Origin of the sequence: Actinokineospora spheciospongiae (genome assembly GCF_000564855.1) — a bacterium.
GTDB lineage: Bacteria > Actinomycetota > Actinomycetes > Mycobacteriales > Pseudonocardiaceae > Actinokineospora > Actinokineospora spheciospongiae.
Map to the genome: position 1 here is coordinate 177,282 of NZ_AYXG01000004.1, position 14,898 is coordinate 192,179.

Sequence of the window (14,898 nt, forward strand, 5' to 3'; positions counted from 1 at the left end):
ACCCCGAGGACCACAGTGACCACCCGCACCGACAGCCCGTCCGCCCTCAGCGTCCTGGTCGGCTACGCCCGCCCCCACCGCGCGGTCCTGCTCGGCAGCCTGCTCCTGGTCCTCGTCGCGGGGGCCGCGGGGCTGGTCCAGCCCCTCGTCGCCCAGCACGTGCTGGAGTCCCTCGGCACCGAGGGGGCCGTGCTGCCGTGGGTGCTGTTCCTGGCGGCGCTGGTGGTGGCGGGGGCGGTGCTGACCGGCGTGCAGTCCTGGTGGCAGCAGCGGACCGCCGAGCGGGTGGTCCGCCACGTGCGGCAGGACCTGGTGTTCCGCCTGATCCGGCTGCGGGTTCCCGAACTCGACCGCCGTCCGCCCGGTGACCTCACCGCCCGCATCACCTCCGACAGCACCCTCGTGCAGAACGCCGCCACCGAGGGGCTGGTGCAGGTGGCCAACGGCATCCTGATGACGCTCGGGGCCGTCGTGCTGATGGGCGTGGTCAACATCGTGCTGCTGGGGGTCACCGCGTCGGTGATCCTGGTCGTGGCAGTCCTGCTCGGGTTGGTCCTGCCGCGCATCCGGGCCGCGGTGGCGCGCGCCCAGGAGTCCGTGGGCGCGATCGGCGCGGCACTGGACCGGACGCTGGGCGCGTCCAGGACCGTCAAGGCCAACGGGGCCGAGGCCAGGGAGACCGAGACCGCCAACGCCGCGGTGGAGCAGGCCTACCGGGCTGGTCTGGTCGGTGCCCGGTACGTCGCCGTGGTGAAGGTGCTGTCCGGGGTGGCCATCCAGGCGGCGTTCCTCGCGGTGCTGGGGGTCGGCGGCGCCCTGGTGGCCTCCGGGGACATGTCGGCCCCGGCGCTGATCGCCTTCCTGCTCTACGTCTTCTACCTCACCGGTCCGCTGGCGTCCCTGGCCGGTGGCCTGGGCACCCTGCAACAGGGGCTCGGTGCCGTCACCCGGATCGACGAGGTGGCCAGGATGCCCATCGAGACCGACGTGGACGTCGAGGTCGAGGCGGTGGCCGGGGCCGCGCCGCTGGTCGAGTTCGACCGGGTGGAGTTCGCCTACCCCGGTCGCGGGCCTGCGCTGCGCGGCGTGTCCTACACCGTGCCGCCGGGGACCAAGACGGCGCTGGTCGGGCTGTCCGGGGCGGGCAAGACCACCATGTTCGCCCTGTTGCAGCGGTTCTACGAGCCCACGGCGGGTGCGATCCGCATCGACGGCGTGGACATCGCCACCCTGCCGCGCGCCGAGGTGCGCAGGCGCATCGCCTACGTCGAGCAGGACGCGCCGGTGATGGCGGGGACCATCCGGGCCAACCTGCTCTACGCGGCCCCGGACGCCTCCGCCGCCGAGATCACCGAGGTGCTGCGGGTGACCCGGCTCGACACCTTCGTCGACCGGCTGGAGCACGGCCTCGACACCGAGGTCGGCGCCCGCGGGGTCACCCTCTCCGGCGGTGAGCGGCAGCGGTTGGCCATCGCCCGCGCGCTGCTGCGCAAGCCGGGGGTGCTGCTGCTCGACGAGGCCACCGCGCAGCTCGACGCGCGCAACGAGCACGCCCTCGGCGAGGTCGTCGACCAGGCGGCCCGCCGGTGCACGGTGCTGCTGATCGCCCACCGGCTGTCCACGGTCACCGGCGCCGACCAGATCATCGTCCTGGAGCACGGCCAGATCCGGGCCCAGGGCACCCACCGGGAACTGGTGCGCACCGACCCGCTCTACCGCGAGCTGGCGGCGACCCAGATGCTCGTCCCCGCCGATCCCGAGCCCACGGGCCTGGCGGGTGTGGGCTGACCCCCGGAGCGGTGGGTGTGCTGTTTGACGTGACGCGAGAACCTGAATTCCGGTGGAGTCGGGCCGCGGTCTGTGGTGTGGTCAGTGGCGAGGACTTTCCGTGGGTGGACGGGCGCGGTCCGCGGGGGTGTCTGCCCGAGGGGGGTGCGGGCAGGCACCCCCGCGGACATCCCCGCCGCGCGGGTGCTCGCTAACCTGGGGTGCGCTCGGCACACCACGGGAGGCGGCGGCGTTGGCTGAACGCGTCTGGCTCGACGTCCCCTACCGCGACAAGGACGAGGCGAAGTCCGAGGGCGCGCGGTGGGACCCGGCGGCCAAGCGGTGGTACGCCCCCCGCGCGGGGGTGCCGGGCCTGAGCCGCTGGGAGGCGCTGCCCGACGTCCCCGACCTGCTGCCCGGCGAGGACCGGGGGTTCGGCGCGGGCCTGTTCGTCGACCTGGTGCCGAGTTCGTGCTGGTTCACCAACGTCCGCTCCTGCGTCGACCCCCGCGACTGGGAGCGGCTGCGCCGGATGGTCACCCGCCGCGCCGGGCAGCGCTGCGAGGTCTGCGCCCGCCCGGAGGCCAGGGCGGAACAGCGCTGGCTGGAGGTCCACGAACGCTGGTCCTACGACCCCGACCGGCGGGTGCAGTCCCTGCGCCGCCTGATCTGCCTGTGCACCGACTGCCACCGCACCACCCACTTCGGGCTGGCCCAGGTCAGGGGAACCGACGGCGTGGCGCTCGCGCACCTCATGTCGGTCACCGGCTTCTCCCGGCCGCGGGCCGAACAGCACGTGCGCGAGGCGTTCGCCACCTGGGACCAGCGGTCCCGCACCCACTGGTCGCTGGACCTGGACATCCTGACCGGTGCGGGAGTCACCGTCGTACCCCCGCCGGACCCGGCGGCCCGCTCCCGCGCGGCGGGCGACGCGCTCGGGCGGGGCTGAGCGCTCACCCGGTCGCGGCGCGGTGGACGATGCGGGCGACCAGGTCCGGGTTCCACTGGACGTACTCCACCACCACGCCGTCGGGGTGGCGCAGGTGGTACCCGAAGCCGGTCGCCGACTCGAAGCGGCTCACGGTGGTGGCACCGAGGTCGAGCAGGACCCGCCGGGCGGTCTCGACGTCCTCGACGACGAGCGGCCCGTGGCTCTCGCGGTAGCGGGGCAGGTCGGCGGCGGGCGCGGCGATCAGCAGGACGTCGCCCACGGCGGCGAGTTCGGCGTCCTCGAAGGGGAAGCGCAGGTCGGCGGGGCGCCCGACGACGTGCTCGAACACCGGAAGGGAGGTGTCGAGGTCGTCGACGAACACGCGGGCGTAGGTCTTGAGGACGGTGATCTTCTGCGGTGCGTCGGTCATGGTCACACCCGATCGCGAACCACCCACGCCCGTCCGCCCCGATACCGGAGCGGCTACTGCTCCGATACCTCCCGGGTATGGGGGCGGCCGAGGCGTTCGAGGTGCCTGCCGGTGTCGGGGCAGTGCACGGCGACCGTGGCCAGGAACGCGTCGAGGACGGGGGAGCGGTCGTCGGCCCGGAAGCTGAGCACCAGGTCGGGCAGGGGCAGCGCCGGTTCGACCTCCAGGACCCAGGTGTCCGCGCGGGCCGCCGCGCGAGCGCACGAGGGCAGCAGCCCGATGCCGACCCCGCAGGCGGCCAGGCCGACGGTGGTGTGCACGTCACGGGCCCGGGTGACGGTGGCCGGGGCGCGGCGCGCGTCGTCGAGCAGGGAGCGGATCGCGTGCGCGGTGGCGGGTTCCTCGGCGTCCGGCGCGGCGATCAGCGGTTGGGCGCGGAGCTGGTCGAGGTCCACCCGGCGCTGCCCGCTGAAGGGGTGGGCCAGGCCGCACACCGCGATCAGGTGGTCGTGCGCCACCGGGATCGCCGAAAGCCCCTCCGCCCCCTTGCCGCGCGGCGCCCCCCGGGTGATGGCGACGTCGGCCTCCCCACCGAGCAGCGCCGCACCTCCGCGCCGCGTCGACGCCTCCTCCAAGTCCAGGGTGACCGCCGGGTGCCCGCCGCGGAACCGGGCGAGCAGGGACGGCAGCAGCTCCAGCAGCGCCGAGCCGATGAACACCACCCGCAGGTGCCCCACCTCCCCCCGGGCGGCCCGCCGCGCCTCGGCGGCCCCGGCGTCGACCTCCCCGAGCACCCGCCGCGCCCGCCCGACGAACACCGCCCCTGCCGCAGTGGTCCTCGCCCCGCGCGCCACCCGCTCGAACAGCACCACCCCCAACTCCCGCTCCAACGCGGCGATCTGCCGCGACAGCGGGGGCTGGGCGATCCCGAGCGCCTCGGCCGCCCGCCCGAAGTGCCCGTGCTCGGCGACCGCCACGGCGTAGCGGAGGTGGCGCAACTCCATCAGCCCACCCTAGGCCGTGCCCTGTCCAGGGCCGGGGGTTCGGTGGGTGTTCCGACGGCACAGCCGGGCAGGCGGCAACCAGCCGCCAAGAACCCCACCGGCGCAGCCGCCGACCGCCAGTCCGGCTACGGGTCCACCCCACCAGGGCACACCCCGAAGATCCCAGGCTCTTGGAACACGGCCACGGTCAACCAGGGTTGACGAGGCGGGCCGTCGGGCGGAGGTCGAATCCCGAGTGGACAGCGCAACGGCCGGTCGAGCGGAGTGCCTGCGGCTCCGCCCGACCGGCCGTTGTGGGCCGGAAGCGTCTCGGTCTCCCCGAGCGGTGTCCGGGGCGCCTGCCGGTACTCACCCGGCACGGTCCTCCGTGCTGGTGGGCCTGGTGGTGGAGGACGGGCACTGCGTCGCCGAGGAGGACGAGGTCTCGCTCGGTTCCTCGGTGGGTTCCACCCGCTCGACCTCAGCGGCTCGCGGGCGCTCGGTGAGCCGGACCGGGGCGGCCTCTTCCACCGCCGCCGCCGCGCCCATCCGGTTCTCCTCGTCCTCCTCGTCGTCGTCATCGGACGGTTGGGTGGAGGTGGTGCAGCTCGGCGGGAACGACGACGGCGGGGTGGAACTGGACGTCGGCGCGGCGCGGTCGGATGCCGTGGGGATCGGGTCCTCGGGCGCTGCCGTGGCGAGCGCGACGGAGACACCGGCCAGGGACACGACGGTCGCTGCGGCGAGAGCGGCGGCGAGCCGGGTGGCCTTACGACTCATGTGGCGGGCCTTTCTCGGTGGTCGGGATCGCTGTTCAAGACCTACCAAGAAGCACGCCCGCCGACGAGTGGATCATCCGGCCGGGCTGCGCTGAGCGTGTGGGTTTCAAACGGGATTTTCCGGGTCCCCGTCTCGGAAGGATGAGGTACAAGGTCCCATTTCGCGGTGCGTGACGGCCGACTGGCGAGGGGGTGCGCATTCGGGGAATCGTCACCCGGATGGTTCGGGTTGGTCGAATTCCTCCGAATCGGGCGTCCCGCTTCCGGTGGACGTCGACCCGGGTAGGCGCCACCCGGGTCAGCGGGTGATGGCGGGCAGGCAGGTACGCCGCCTGCCGCGCGGCGTGGAAGAGAGCTGGGCGGCGAACAGGCACACCCCGGCCGCTGGCGCACCCCCCGCAGACACGGGTGGGGTCAGCCGACGGGGACCTGGGTGTGGCGGCGGGTGAGGGTGAAGACCTGGTCGCGGAGGTCGGAGTCCTTCGCGGTGACCATGAAGTGGCCGCCGGGGAGGAAGCTGAGGCCGAACTCGGCGGTGGTGTGGTCGCTCCAGGCGGCCAGTTTCTCCATCGTCACCAGGGGGTCCTGGGTGGCGCCGAAGGCGTGCAGGGGGATCGGGAGGGGGGTGGCGGCGGTGGCCGGGTGGCTGGCGCAGACGCGGAGGTCGTCCTTGACCACGGCCAAGAGGGGGCCGAGCCACTCGGGGCGGCGGAGGAATTCCGGGTGCATGCCGTCGATGTCGCAGAGGGTCCTGGCCAGGTCCAGGTCCGATAGCTGCTCCAGGGCGAGGCGGATGGGTTCGATGTGCGGGGCGACGTAGGCGGCGACGATGAGGGCGGCGGGGTCGCGCAGGCCCAGTTCGAGGCGGCGCTGGGCGAGGCGGTAGGCGATGAGGGCGCCCATGCTGTGCCCGAAGAGGACGTGCGGTCCGGCGAGGACCGGTTCCAGCTCGGGTAACAGCGACTCGACGAGCGTGTCGAGGTCGGTGTGGCGGGGTTCGGCGATGCGGCTCTCCCGGCCCGGCAACTGCACCGGGTGGATGTCGAAGTCGTCGGGGGCGTTCTTGCGCCAGTCGCGGAACGTGGACGCCGTGCCGCCCGCGTGGTGGAAGCAGACCAGGGTGGGGCGCTGGCTCATCGGGCTCTCCTCAGGGTGGTGCGCAGGCGCAGCGCGGCGCCCAGGGCGGCGGTGGCCGGGCCGGTGCCCCGGCTCCACGCGATCAGCGACCGGACGATCCACAGCTTGGTGTCGGTGAGGTGCGCGGGGGAACCGTGCACGTCGTCGAAGCGCAGCCGGTCGAGGTTCGGCAGGATGGCGGCGAGCAGGGTGCTGTCGGCGGAGGGGACGATCTCGTCGCGGGCGCTGACCACGTAGCCCACGGGGATGCGGACGTTCGCCAGTTCCTCACGGGTGAGCGCGTACGCGGGCAGCTCCGCCGCCAGGTCCTCCTGCGGCAGGCCGGTGACGTGGGCCAGGGTGCGCTTGGTCGTCTCGGGGACCCGCTGCCACCACTGCGGGTCGGTGAAGAACGAGCGCACGGGGGCGCCCACGGTCAGGATGCCGCGCACCCTCGGGTCGCGGGCCGCCCAGCCCAGGGCCATGGTGCCGCCGAAGCTCATGGCCACCGCGTAGACGTCCCGGTACGGCGTCAGCTCGGCCACCGCGTCGGCCAGGGCCGAGAGCATCCGGTGCGAGTCCGGGCGGTAGCGCAGCGGGTTCTCACCCACACCGGGCATCTCGGTGACGACCACGGCCATGCCGAGCCTGCCCGCCGCCGTGAGGAACTGGCCCCACTGCTCCTTGATGGAGACGATGCCGCCCATGATGACCAGCAGCGGTTTGCGCGCGGTGGTGTCCAGGCCGCTGGTCCACACCGGGAGCTTGGCGCCGAGGACGTCCAGCTCGCGCCGCTGGATGCCGCCCACCCCGGTGCGCCACTCGTCGAACGCCGCCACGCAGGCCGCGCCCGCCGCGCGCTGGCCGTCGGTGTCCGGGTAGGGGAAGCGGGCCAGGTTGTAGCGGCGGCAGGCGTTGAGCGGATCGCCTGCAGCCAAGGCCGCGTCGCCCGCCGTGGTCCAGGCGTGCGACCAGGAGCCGGGGGCGTCGTCGCCGAGGCGGCGGGCGTCGGCGAGGATCGCGCGGGCCTGGGCGGGGGTCATGCCCTGCGCCCGGGCGTGCAGCAGGACGAGGTCGGCCACCTCGTCCACATAGGACAATGTTGACGTCACGCTGTTTCCTTCTCCCAGGGTCCCAAGGCCGTCGTGAGCCGGTAGCGGTCCGCGACGACCTCCGTGTGCACCCGCCAGCCCGGCGGCGGGCGGTCCGCGCGCACGGTGCGGAAGTCGAGCAGCAGGCCCTCGCCGCGCGCCTTGGCGATGGCCTCCTTCACCGTCCACAGCCGCACCGGGTCGTCGGTGGGCTCGGCCGGGTGGCAGGCGCGGGCGCGGAACGCGGGGGAGTCGACCGGCCGGTCGCGCACCTCCACGTCCACCCCGACCCGGCCCGCCCGCGACACCGCGACCGCCAGCACGTCGCCGGTGTGCGCCAGGCTGAAGTCGACCCCGGGCACCGGCTGCCCGTCCTGGTCTGCCAGGCCCGGTTTGCCGCGTGCGTCCTTCACCAACCGCACCGGGTGCCCGAGCACCCGGAACGCGAACCACTTGGCGAAGGCGCGCGAGGCGACCAGCCGGTCCCGGAACGTGCCGTCGCGCGCCCGCTGGTGGCGGTCGAACTCCCCGTCCAGCAGGTTCGCCAGCTCAGGCCGGTTGCGGTTCGCGGTCTGCCACGTGCTCGACAGCGCCCACGCCGTCCACGTGCCCGGCAGGGGTGGCGGCTCCGGTGACATCGCAGTCCTCCAGCGCGGTCTTGAGCGCGGCGAGCAGGTCGGCGGCCATCGCCCCGTCGATCACCCGGTGGTCGAAGGTCAGGCTCAGCGGCAGCAGCGGCCGGACGACGACCTCGCCGTCGCGGACCACGGGTGTGGGCGTGATCCGCCCCAGCCCGATGGTCACCGTGGTGCCGCCGTGGGAGAAGAACCGGTGGACGGGGGCGTGGCCGAGGGAGGTCAGCGCCACCGTGCCCATCCGCCGGTGCCGCCCGGACAGGCCGTTGGCCAGCCGGAACGCCAACCGGCCCAGGGGGATCGGCAGCTTCTGGAGCTTGCGCACGCCGTCGAGTTCGCGGATGTCCGCGACCGGGGTGTCGCGCAGCCGCTCCACGGCGTTCTGTAGGTGGTCGAGGGTGCAGCCGTCGACGTCGGGCAGCACGACCGACAGGACCGAGCGCACCCCGTCGACCCGCTTGTCCAGGGTCAGCTTGACGTCCACCGCGGCGTGCCGGGCCGTGCGCGGGCGCAGCGACCCGGCGAAGGCCGCGTTGGCCTCCGGGAACCCCGGCAGCACCCGGCCGAGGACGAGCATCGCGTAGCTGACCACCGAGTACTTGCGTCCGAGCTGCCGGTGCGCGAGGAGGGCGGTGGCGTCGACCTCGGTGTCCAGGTAGACCGGGGCCGCCGCCCCGGCGAACCGCAGGAAGTGCAACGTCTGCCTGCGGGCCGCCGGGACGGGCACGATCTCCGGGGTGCTCACGCCGCGACCGCGGCGCAGGCCGCCGCGTGCAGGTCGCCGAGCGACTTCGCGTCCAGCAACTGGGCGATCCGCAGGGTGATGCCGTGCTCGGCCTCCAGCGCCGAGAGCACCTTGAGCAGGTGCACCGAGTCCCACCCGGGCAGGTCGTCGAACCCGGTGGCCAGGTCGGCGGTGTCCAGCGGCAGGCCGGTCTCGGCCTCGACCAGCTCGACGAAGTCGGTCTCGGTCATCGCGCAACTCCTCAGACGGTCGTGAGTGTCTTCAGCTCGACGTGCTGCACCGGGGGCGGCAGCTCCGCCAGGTCGTGGGTGAACTCCCGCGAACCGCCACCAGGCTCCCCGACCGCGCTAAAGCCGCTCTTGGCGTAGAAGTCGGCCACCGCACCGTTCTTGGCGGTCGGCCGGTGGGCGGCGTGCAGCGCTGGTGCGCCTGCCGCCTTGGCCTGGGCCAGGAGGGTGCGCAGGACCGCGTCCTCGACGCCGCGGGCGAGCACCCGGCAGGACAGCAGGAAGTTGTCCACCCGCCGCGCGCCGTCGGCCTCGGTGCTGGTGAACACCGCGCCGACGATGCCGTGGTCGCCGAACTTGTCCGCGCAGCGCACCCCGTACACCGCGCGGTCCGGGTCGGACAGCGCGGCGGTGACCGCCGCCACGTCCAGCCGGATGGTGGTGAGGTTGAACTGGTTGGTGCGCTGGGTGATCTGCGCGATCCGCCCCACCTCGGCCTCACCGGGCACGAACAGCTCCACTGTGGTGCCGAGCTGGGCGAGGTAGTCGCCGAGGGAGTCGGCGCGCTCGCGGAACTCCATCCGCTTGCGCTCGGTGCGGTAGCGCTCGCCGCGCACCCGGTCCTCGTCGGTGACCCGCTGGGTGGTGAACCAGCCGTCGGCGAGCAGCCGGTGCAGGTGCAGGGCGGGCTCGTCGGCGTCCACGGCGATCACCGGGACCTGCGGCAGGTTCGCCGCGACCAGGCCGCGCTCGCTGGGGGAGTCGTCGATGAAGACCAGGCTGTCGATGCCCAGGTTGAGCTGCTCGGCGATCTGGCGCAGGTTGTCCGGCTTGGCGCCCCAGTTGGCGACGAGTGCCACCAGGTCGTCCTCGCGCAGGGTCAGGTCCGGGTTGTCGCGGAAGGCGATCCGGACCTTGTCCTCGTCGTTCTTGCTGCACACGGCCAGCAGCGGACCCTGGGAGGCGAGCTGCTTGGCGGCCTTCTGCACGGCGGTGAACGCCTCGCCCACCGGGCCCTCACCGGTGGTGATGCCGAGCGGGCCCTCCTCGACCAGGACGCCACCCCAGGTGGTGTTGTCCAGGTCGAGGACGAGCACCTTGCTGGTCTTGCCGCGCAGCGCCCTGGCGATGTGGCCGACCTCCCGGGCCAGCGCGGCCAGCACGCCGTCGGCGAACTGGACGCCGGTGTAGGCGGCCAGCCGGGGGTCGAGCAGCGGACCGGCGACGCCGACCAGCGGTTCCATGTCCACCACGAACACCCCGGTGTGCTCCACGGCCAGCCGCAGCAGTCGCGCCTCGAACTCGCGCCAGGCGATGCCCAGTTCGGCGCGCGAGCGCAGGTCGACGAGCTGCGCGGCCCAGTGCCGGGGCAGCGGCAGCGTGGTCAGCACCAGCGCGCCCGCGTGGTCGGCCCGGTGGGCGGTGACCAGGGCCTCGATGTGCTCGGCGTGCTCGGTGAGGGCGTCGCGCACGTCGGCGGCGGTCCACGGGGTGTCGAGGTGCTTGAAGACCTCGTCCGCGTCCAGCACGCACACGGTCAGGTCCGGCTCGACGTCGAACAGCGGCGAACCCGGGTCGCGCAGCTCCATGCCGTACTGCTTGTACCCGCCCAGCCGCACGTCCGGGACGAACCCGTGCCGGGCGAGCTGCGCGGTCAGCGGCGCTTCCAGCGGCTGCAAAGCCGAGGACCCGGCGACCGCCACGGTGAACCGGGCGCCGTCGACGTCAGCGGCGTCCACTCGGGCCAGCAGCATCCCCGCCCGCCGCAGACCGGTCTCGTCGAGCCCGGCCAGCAGCGACGGAACTTCGCCGTAGTTCTCCGCGAGCTTCCCGGCCCGGGAGAGTTCCTTCACTCGGTCGAGACTCACAGCCCCTCCAGGGTGAAGCCGCCCTTGAGCCACTTGCTGGACTCGATCGCCACGGCCGCCGCCCGCTGGCCCGCGCGGATCTGCGGCGCCAGCGCGTCCAGTTGCAGGAACGGCAGCGCGTTGCCGTTGTTGCCGGTGTCGGCGACCACGCTGACCTCGGTGGCGCTGTCGACCGCGAGGTCCTTGACGATGCGCTGGGTCATCCGCCCCGATAGCTGCGGCGGCAGCAGGAACGACAGTTCGCCCTTGCCCCACCCGCACCGGTCGAGCAGCTCGTGCAGGACCTCCACGGCCATGCCCGGGACCCGCTCCTCGATCGCCTTGTAGTCCTCGGTGACCGCCTGCACGCCCGGGGTCGGGCCGGTCTCGCCCCACCAGTGGATGACCTGCGCCGGGTCGCGGCCCAGGCCGGTGAACCGGTTGAGCACGGTGTCCAGGCGCATGGTGGCGCCCTCGGCGTCGGCGGAGAGCACGACCGCGCCCGCGCCGTCGCCGAAGAGCACGTAGTTGATCAGCTCCGAGGGCGGTTGGCCGGTGGTGTCGCGGTCGAGCACCAGGTGCTTGGCGCACACGTCGCCGCCGATGACCAGGCCGGTTCGGTGGTCGTCGTCGAGCAGCTTGCGGCCGACGTCGAGCGCCTGGATGGCCCCCGCGCAGCCGGACTGGAGCTGGTAGGTGGCCACCTGGTCCACGCCCAGCCGGTCGGCGACGACGTTGACCGTGGCGGGCATCAGCGTGTCCGGGGTGGCGGTCGCCAGCACGATGAAGTCGAGGTCGGTCGGCTCCAGGCCCGCTCGGCTCATCGCCTGCGCGCCCGCCGCCGCGGCCAGGTCGGCCAGGGTGTGGGTCTGCTCGGCGGTGCCCAGGTCGACGGCGAAGTGCCGGGTGCGGGTGCCCACGAACAGCTCCACCCACTGCGCGTTCACGCCGAACCGCTTGGCCAGGGCGGTGTTGTCGATCGGGTCGCCGGGCAGCGCCGACCCGGTCGACAGCACGAAGGTCTCGTCGGTGCTCATCGGTTCCTCTCCTGTTCGCCTAAGACCTCGCCCGCGAACGCCAGCAGGTCGCCGACGGTGGTCACGCGGGGGAGCAGTTCGGTCACCGGGATGGGTTCGGGCAGCCGCAGGACCTCGGTCAGCCGGTCGCTCAACTGCATGACCATGATCGAGTCGAAGCCCAGGTCCTCGTGCAGCTTCGCCTCCGGCGCCAGGTCGGCCGGGTCGTAGTCGCCGATCTCGGCCACCACCGCCAGCACGGCGCGGACCTCCGGCCGCACGTCGCCCGACAGCGCGGGAGCCTGCGCCGCGGGCTGCGGTTGTCCGACCTCGGGCATCCCCGGCTGCTCCTTGGTGACGACCGAGGCGACGGTGCCACGCACGGTGGCCGCGCTGGCCCAGAACCGCTCGGCGTCGGCGAAGACGTAGCCGGGCAGCCTGCGCGGGGTGCGCTGGCCCTCGGTGTAGAGCGCGGCCCAGCTCGGGTTCAGGCCGTCGGTGTAGAGGGCGGCCAGGGTCGCGGCGAACTCGGCGCCGGTGGCGGTGTCGCCGGGGACCGGGACCAACCGCTTGGCGCCGCCGGTCAGGCCCGCCCGCGCGGCCATGCCGACGAGCACCCCGCGCGGGCCGATCTCCACCAGGTGCGTCGGCGCGCGGTCGAGCAGCGCGGCCATCGCGGCGGTGAACCGGACCGGGGCGGTGACCTGCGCCGACCAGTACGCCGCGTCCAGCTCGGCGCCCTCGACGAACCGGCCGTGCACGGTGGAGGCGAACGCCACCGCCGACGCGCGCACCGGCAGCGGACCCGCCGCCTCGGCGAACCCGGCGGCGGCCGGGGCCATGAGTGGTGAGTGGAAGGCGTGCGAGACCACCAGCTCGGTCGTCTTGACGCCCTCGGCGGCCAGCGCGGCGGCCACCCGGCGGGCGGGTTCGGCCGCCCCGGAGACCACGGTGCTGTCCGGGCCGTTGACCGCCGCGATCGACACCAGCGGCTCGTCGGCGAGCAGCGCGGACACCCGCTCCTCGCCCGCCTGCACCGCGATCATCGCGCCGTCGCGGGGCAGCGCCTGCATCAGCGCGCCCCGGGCCGCCACCAGCGCGGCGGCCTCGTCGAGGGCCAGCACCCCGGCCGCGCAGGCCGCGGCGAACTCGCCGACGCTGTGCCCCAGCACGGCGTCCGGGCGCAGGCCCAGGTCGCCGAGCGCGGTGGCCAACGCGTACTGGAGGGCGAACAGGGCGGGCTGGGTCAGCGCCGTCTCGCCCACGTCGAGACCGTCGTGCCCGGCGCCGTGCAGGGCCACCTCGGTGATCGAGCAGCCCAGGTGCGGGCGCAGCGCCGCGTCCGCCTCGGCCAGCCGGGCGCGGAACGGCGGGCAGTGCTCGTGCAGGGCCCGGCCCATGCCCGCGTACTGCGAGCCCTGGCCGGTGAACAGGAACGCCACCCTGGGCTTGCCGGTGGGCCGCTTGCTGCGCTCGGCCACCGCGTCCGCGTCGCGCAGCAGCCTGCGCAGTTCCCCGCGCACCTGCTCGGGGGAGGTCACCGCGATGGCGATGCGCTGCCGCAGCGAGGACTTCACCAGGTTCGAGGTGTGGCAGAGCTGCCCCAACCGATCCGCGGGCGCGCTGTCCACGGTCTCGGCGACGGCGGCGATGTTGCGCTGCAACCCGGCCACGGTGTTGGCCGACACGGTCAGCACCCCGACCCCGCCGGACTCCACCGGGCGGCGGACCGCTGGCGCGCTGGCCAGCACGACGTGGGCGTTGGTGCCGCCCAGGCCGAAGCTGGACACCGCGCCGCGCACGGTGCCGCGCGGCAGCCGGACCGGCCCTCGGGCCAACCGGATGCCGTTCTCGGCCAGCTTGAGCTGCGGGCTCTCACTGTCGGCGTGCAGCGTGGGCGGCAGGACCCGTTTGTCCAGCGCCAGGCACGCCTTGATCAGCCCGGCGATGCCCGCGGCGCCCTCGGCGTGGCCGATGTTGCCCTTGACCGAGCCCAGGAGCAGTGGCTGCTTGCGCTCAGCCCCCGCGTGCACGGCGCCGAGTGCCTTGATCTCGATCATGTCGCCGAGGGTGGTGCCGGTGCCGTGGCCCTCGACGAAGGTCAGGTCCCCCGGGGTGATCCCGGCCTTGGCGTAGGCGGCGGTCAACACGTGCTCCTGCGACCAGCGGCTGGGCGCGGTGATGCCGTTGCTGCGCCCGTCCTGGTTGACCGCGCTGCCCTCGATGACGGCGTAGATCGGCTGCTTGTCGGCGAGCGCGTCCGACAGCCGCCGCAGCACCACCACACCGACGCCCTCGCCGCGGCCGATGCCCACCGCGTCGCCGCTGTAGGGCTTGCAGCGGCCATCCGGGGCGGACAGCCCGGCCTGGGTGTAGAAGATCGACAGCGCCGGGGTGAGCAACAGGTTCACCCCGGCGACGATCGCCGAGTCGCAGTCGCCCGCCCGGATCGCGGTGCACGCCAGGTGGGTGGCGACCAGCGAGGACGAGCAGGCGGTGTCCACCGCCGTGCTCGGCCCCCGCAGGTCCAGGTGGTAGGAGATGCGGTTGGCCGCCATGCAGTAGCCGTTGCCGGAGCCGCGGTGCGCGGTCAGCCCGGCGTAGTCGGACATGTGCAGGGTGGCCCACTCGCTGGACATCATGCCCACGAACACCCCGGTGCTGCTCCCGGCCAGGGCGGTCGGGTCCGTCCCCGAGTCCTCGACCGCCCGCCACGACGCCTGCAACAGCATCCGCTGCTGCGGGTCCATCGCGGCGGCCTCGCGCGGGGAGATGCCGAAGAACTCGAAGTCGAAGGTGTCCGGGTCGGACATGAACCCGGCGAACCGGGTGTTCACCCGGCCCGCGCCGCCGCCCTCGTCGTGGAAGTCCGCGCTGTCCCACCGCTGCGCGGGCACCTCGGAGATGCCGTGCTCACCGCGGACCAGCACGTCCCAGAACGCGTCCTTGTCACCGGCGCCCGGGAAGCGGCAGTCGATGCCGACCACGGCGATCGGGTCGGCGACCACTGCGGTCGCCGCCGTCCGGGGAGCCTGCTGTCCGCCCGCCATCACGCGATCTCGGCCTGGAGGAACTCGGCCATGGCGTTGACCGTCGGGTAGTCCCAGGCCAGCGTCGGCTCGACGACCAGGCCCAGGGTGTCCTCGATGTCGCCGCACAGGCTCAGCGCGTAGACCGAGTCCAGGCCGTACTCGGCCAGCGGCAGGTCCAGGTCGATGGTCGCGGCGTCGGTGTCGAGGTAGGACGCCACCCGGCCCGCGAGCCACTGCGCGATGTCGGCCGGGACGGTGGTGCTGGTGCTCGTGGTGGTGTCGGTGCTGGTCATGTCCGG

Annotated in this window: 14 protein-coding genes; 2 read left to right on the top strand and 12 right to left on the bottom strand. The window is 73.7% G+C overall.

Annotation, left to right across the window (positions count from 1 at the left end):
• Window positions 1-15 precede the first annotated feature (15 nt).
• Window positions 16-1,788 carry an ABC transporter ATP-binding protein gene (locus UO65_RS00955; protein WP_035277725.1) on the top strand — a complete coding sequence of 591 codons (1,773 nt, stop codon included), beginning with the start codon at window positions 16-18 and terminating at the stop codon, window positions 1,786-1,788.
• Window positions 1,789-2,020: 232 nt separating this feature from the next.
• Complete coding sequence (locus UO65_RS00960) at window positions 2,021-2,716, top strand: DUF5710 domain-containing protein (protein WP_035277726.1); 696 nt, start codon at window positions 2,021-2,023, stop codon at window positions 2,714-2,716.
• A 4-nt stretch (window positions 2,717-2,720) separates the two neighbouring features.
• On the opposite strand, the gene UO65_RS00965 is transcribed toward UO65_RS00960, so the two are convergent.
• From UO65_RS00965 to UO65_RS01020, 12 genes are all read right to left on the bottom strand, one after another.
• On the bottom strand, window positions 2,721-3,128 hold the full coding sequence (locus UO65_RS00965) for a VOC family protein (RefSeq protein ID WP_035277727.1): 408 nt from the start codon (window positions 3,126-3,128) through the stop codon (window positions 2,721-2,723).
• 53 nt (window positions 3,129-3,181) lie between these two features.
• Window positions 3,182-4,132, bottom strand: coding sequence for a LysR family transcriptional regulator (locus UO65_RS00970; protein ID WP_035277728.1), 951 nt, complete (start codon window positions 4,130-4,132; stop codon window positions 3,182-3,184).
• A 348-nt stretch (window positions 4,133-4,480) separates the two neighbouring features.
• Window positions 4,481-4,891: a hypothetical protein gene (locus UO65_RS00975; RefSeq protein WP_146241401.1), complete on the bottom strand. Its 411-nt coding sequence runs from the start codon at window positions 4,889-4,891 to the stop codon at window positions 4,481-4,483.
• Window positions 4,892-5,304: 413 nt separating this feature from the next.
• Complete coding sequence (locus tag UO65_RS00980) at window positions 5,305-6,027, bottom strand: thioesterase II family protein (RefSeq protein ID WP_052020357.1); 723 nt, start codon at window positions 6,025-6,027, stop codon at window positions 5,305-5,307.
• Entirely contained in the window at window positions 6,024-7,118 is a 1,095-nt protein-coding gene (locus UO65_RS00985; RefSeq protein ID WP_152551913.1) for an alpha/beta fold hydrolase, read from the bottom strand. The genes UO65_RS00980 and UO65_RS00985 overlap by 4 nt, the downstream gene beginning before the upstream one ends.
• Window positions 7,115-7,735: a 4'-phosphopantetheinyl transferase family protein gene (locus UO65_RS00990; protein WP_052020360.1), complete on the bottom strand. Its 621-nt coding sequence runs from the start codon at window positions 7,733-7,735 to the stop codon at window positions 7,115-7,117. The genes UO65_RS00985 and UO65_RS00990 overlap by 4 nt, the downstream gene beginning before the upstream one ends.
• Complete coding sequence (locus UO65_RS38805; RefSeq protein WP_063935849.1) at window positions 7,647-8,477, bottom strand: 2-oxo acid dehydrogenase subunit E2; 831 nt, start codon at window positions 8,475-8,477, stop codon at window positions 7,647-7,649. Before UO65_RS38805 ends, UO65_RS00990 begins: the two co-directional genes overlap by 89 nt.
• Window positions 8,474-8,707, bottom strand: a complete 234-nt coding sequence (locus UO65_RS01000) for an acyl carrier protein (RefSeq protein ID WP_035277732.1) — start codon at window positions 8,705-8,707, stop codon at window positions 8,474-8,476. Before UO65_RS01000 ends, UO65_RS38805 begins: the two co-directional genes overlap by 4 nt.
• An 11-nt stretch (window positions 8,708-8,718) precedes the next feature.
• Complete coding sequence (locus UO65_RS01005; RefSeq protein ID WP_035277733.1) at window positions 8,719-10,572, bottom strand: HAD-IIIC family phosphatase; 1,854 nt, start codon at window positions 10,570-10,572, stop codon at window positions 8,719-8,721.
• Entirely contained in the window at window positions 10,569-11,588 is a 1,020-nt protein-coding gene (locus UO65_RS01010; protein ID WP_035277734.1) for a 3-oxoacyl-ACP synthase III family protein, read from the bottom strand. Before UO65_RS01010 ends, UO65_RS01005 begins: the two co-directional genes overlap by 4 nt.
• Window positions 11,585-14,617: a type I polyketide synthase gene (locus UO65_RS01015; RefSeq protein ID WP_052020362.1), complete on the bottom strand. Its 3,033-nt coding sequence runs from the start codon at window positions 14,615-14,617 to the stop codon at window positions 11,585-11,587. The genes UO65_RS01010 and UO65_RS01015 overlap by 4 nt, the downstream gene beginning before the upstream one ends.
• Complete coding sequence (locus UO65_RS01020) at window positions 14,617-14,892, bottom strand: acyl carrier protein (protein ID WP_035277737.1); 276 nt, start codon at window positions 14,890-14,892, stop codon at window positions 14,617-14,619. Before UO65_RS01020 ends, UO65_RS01015 begins: the two co-directional genes overlap by 1 nt.
• Window positions 14,893-14,898 lie beyond the last annotated feature (6 nt).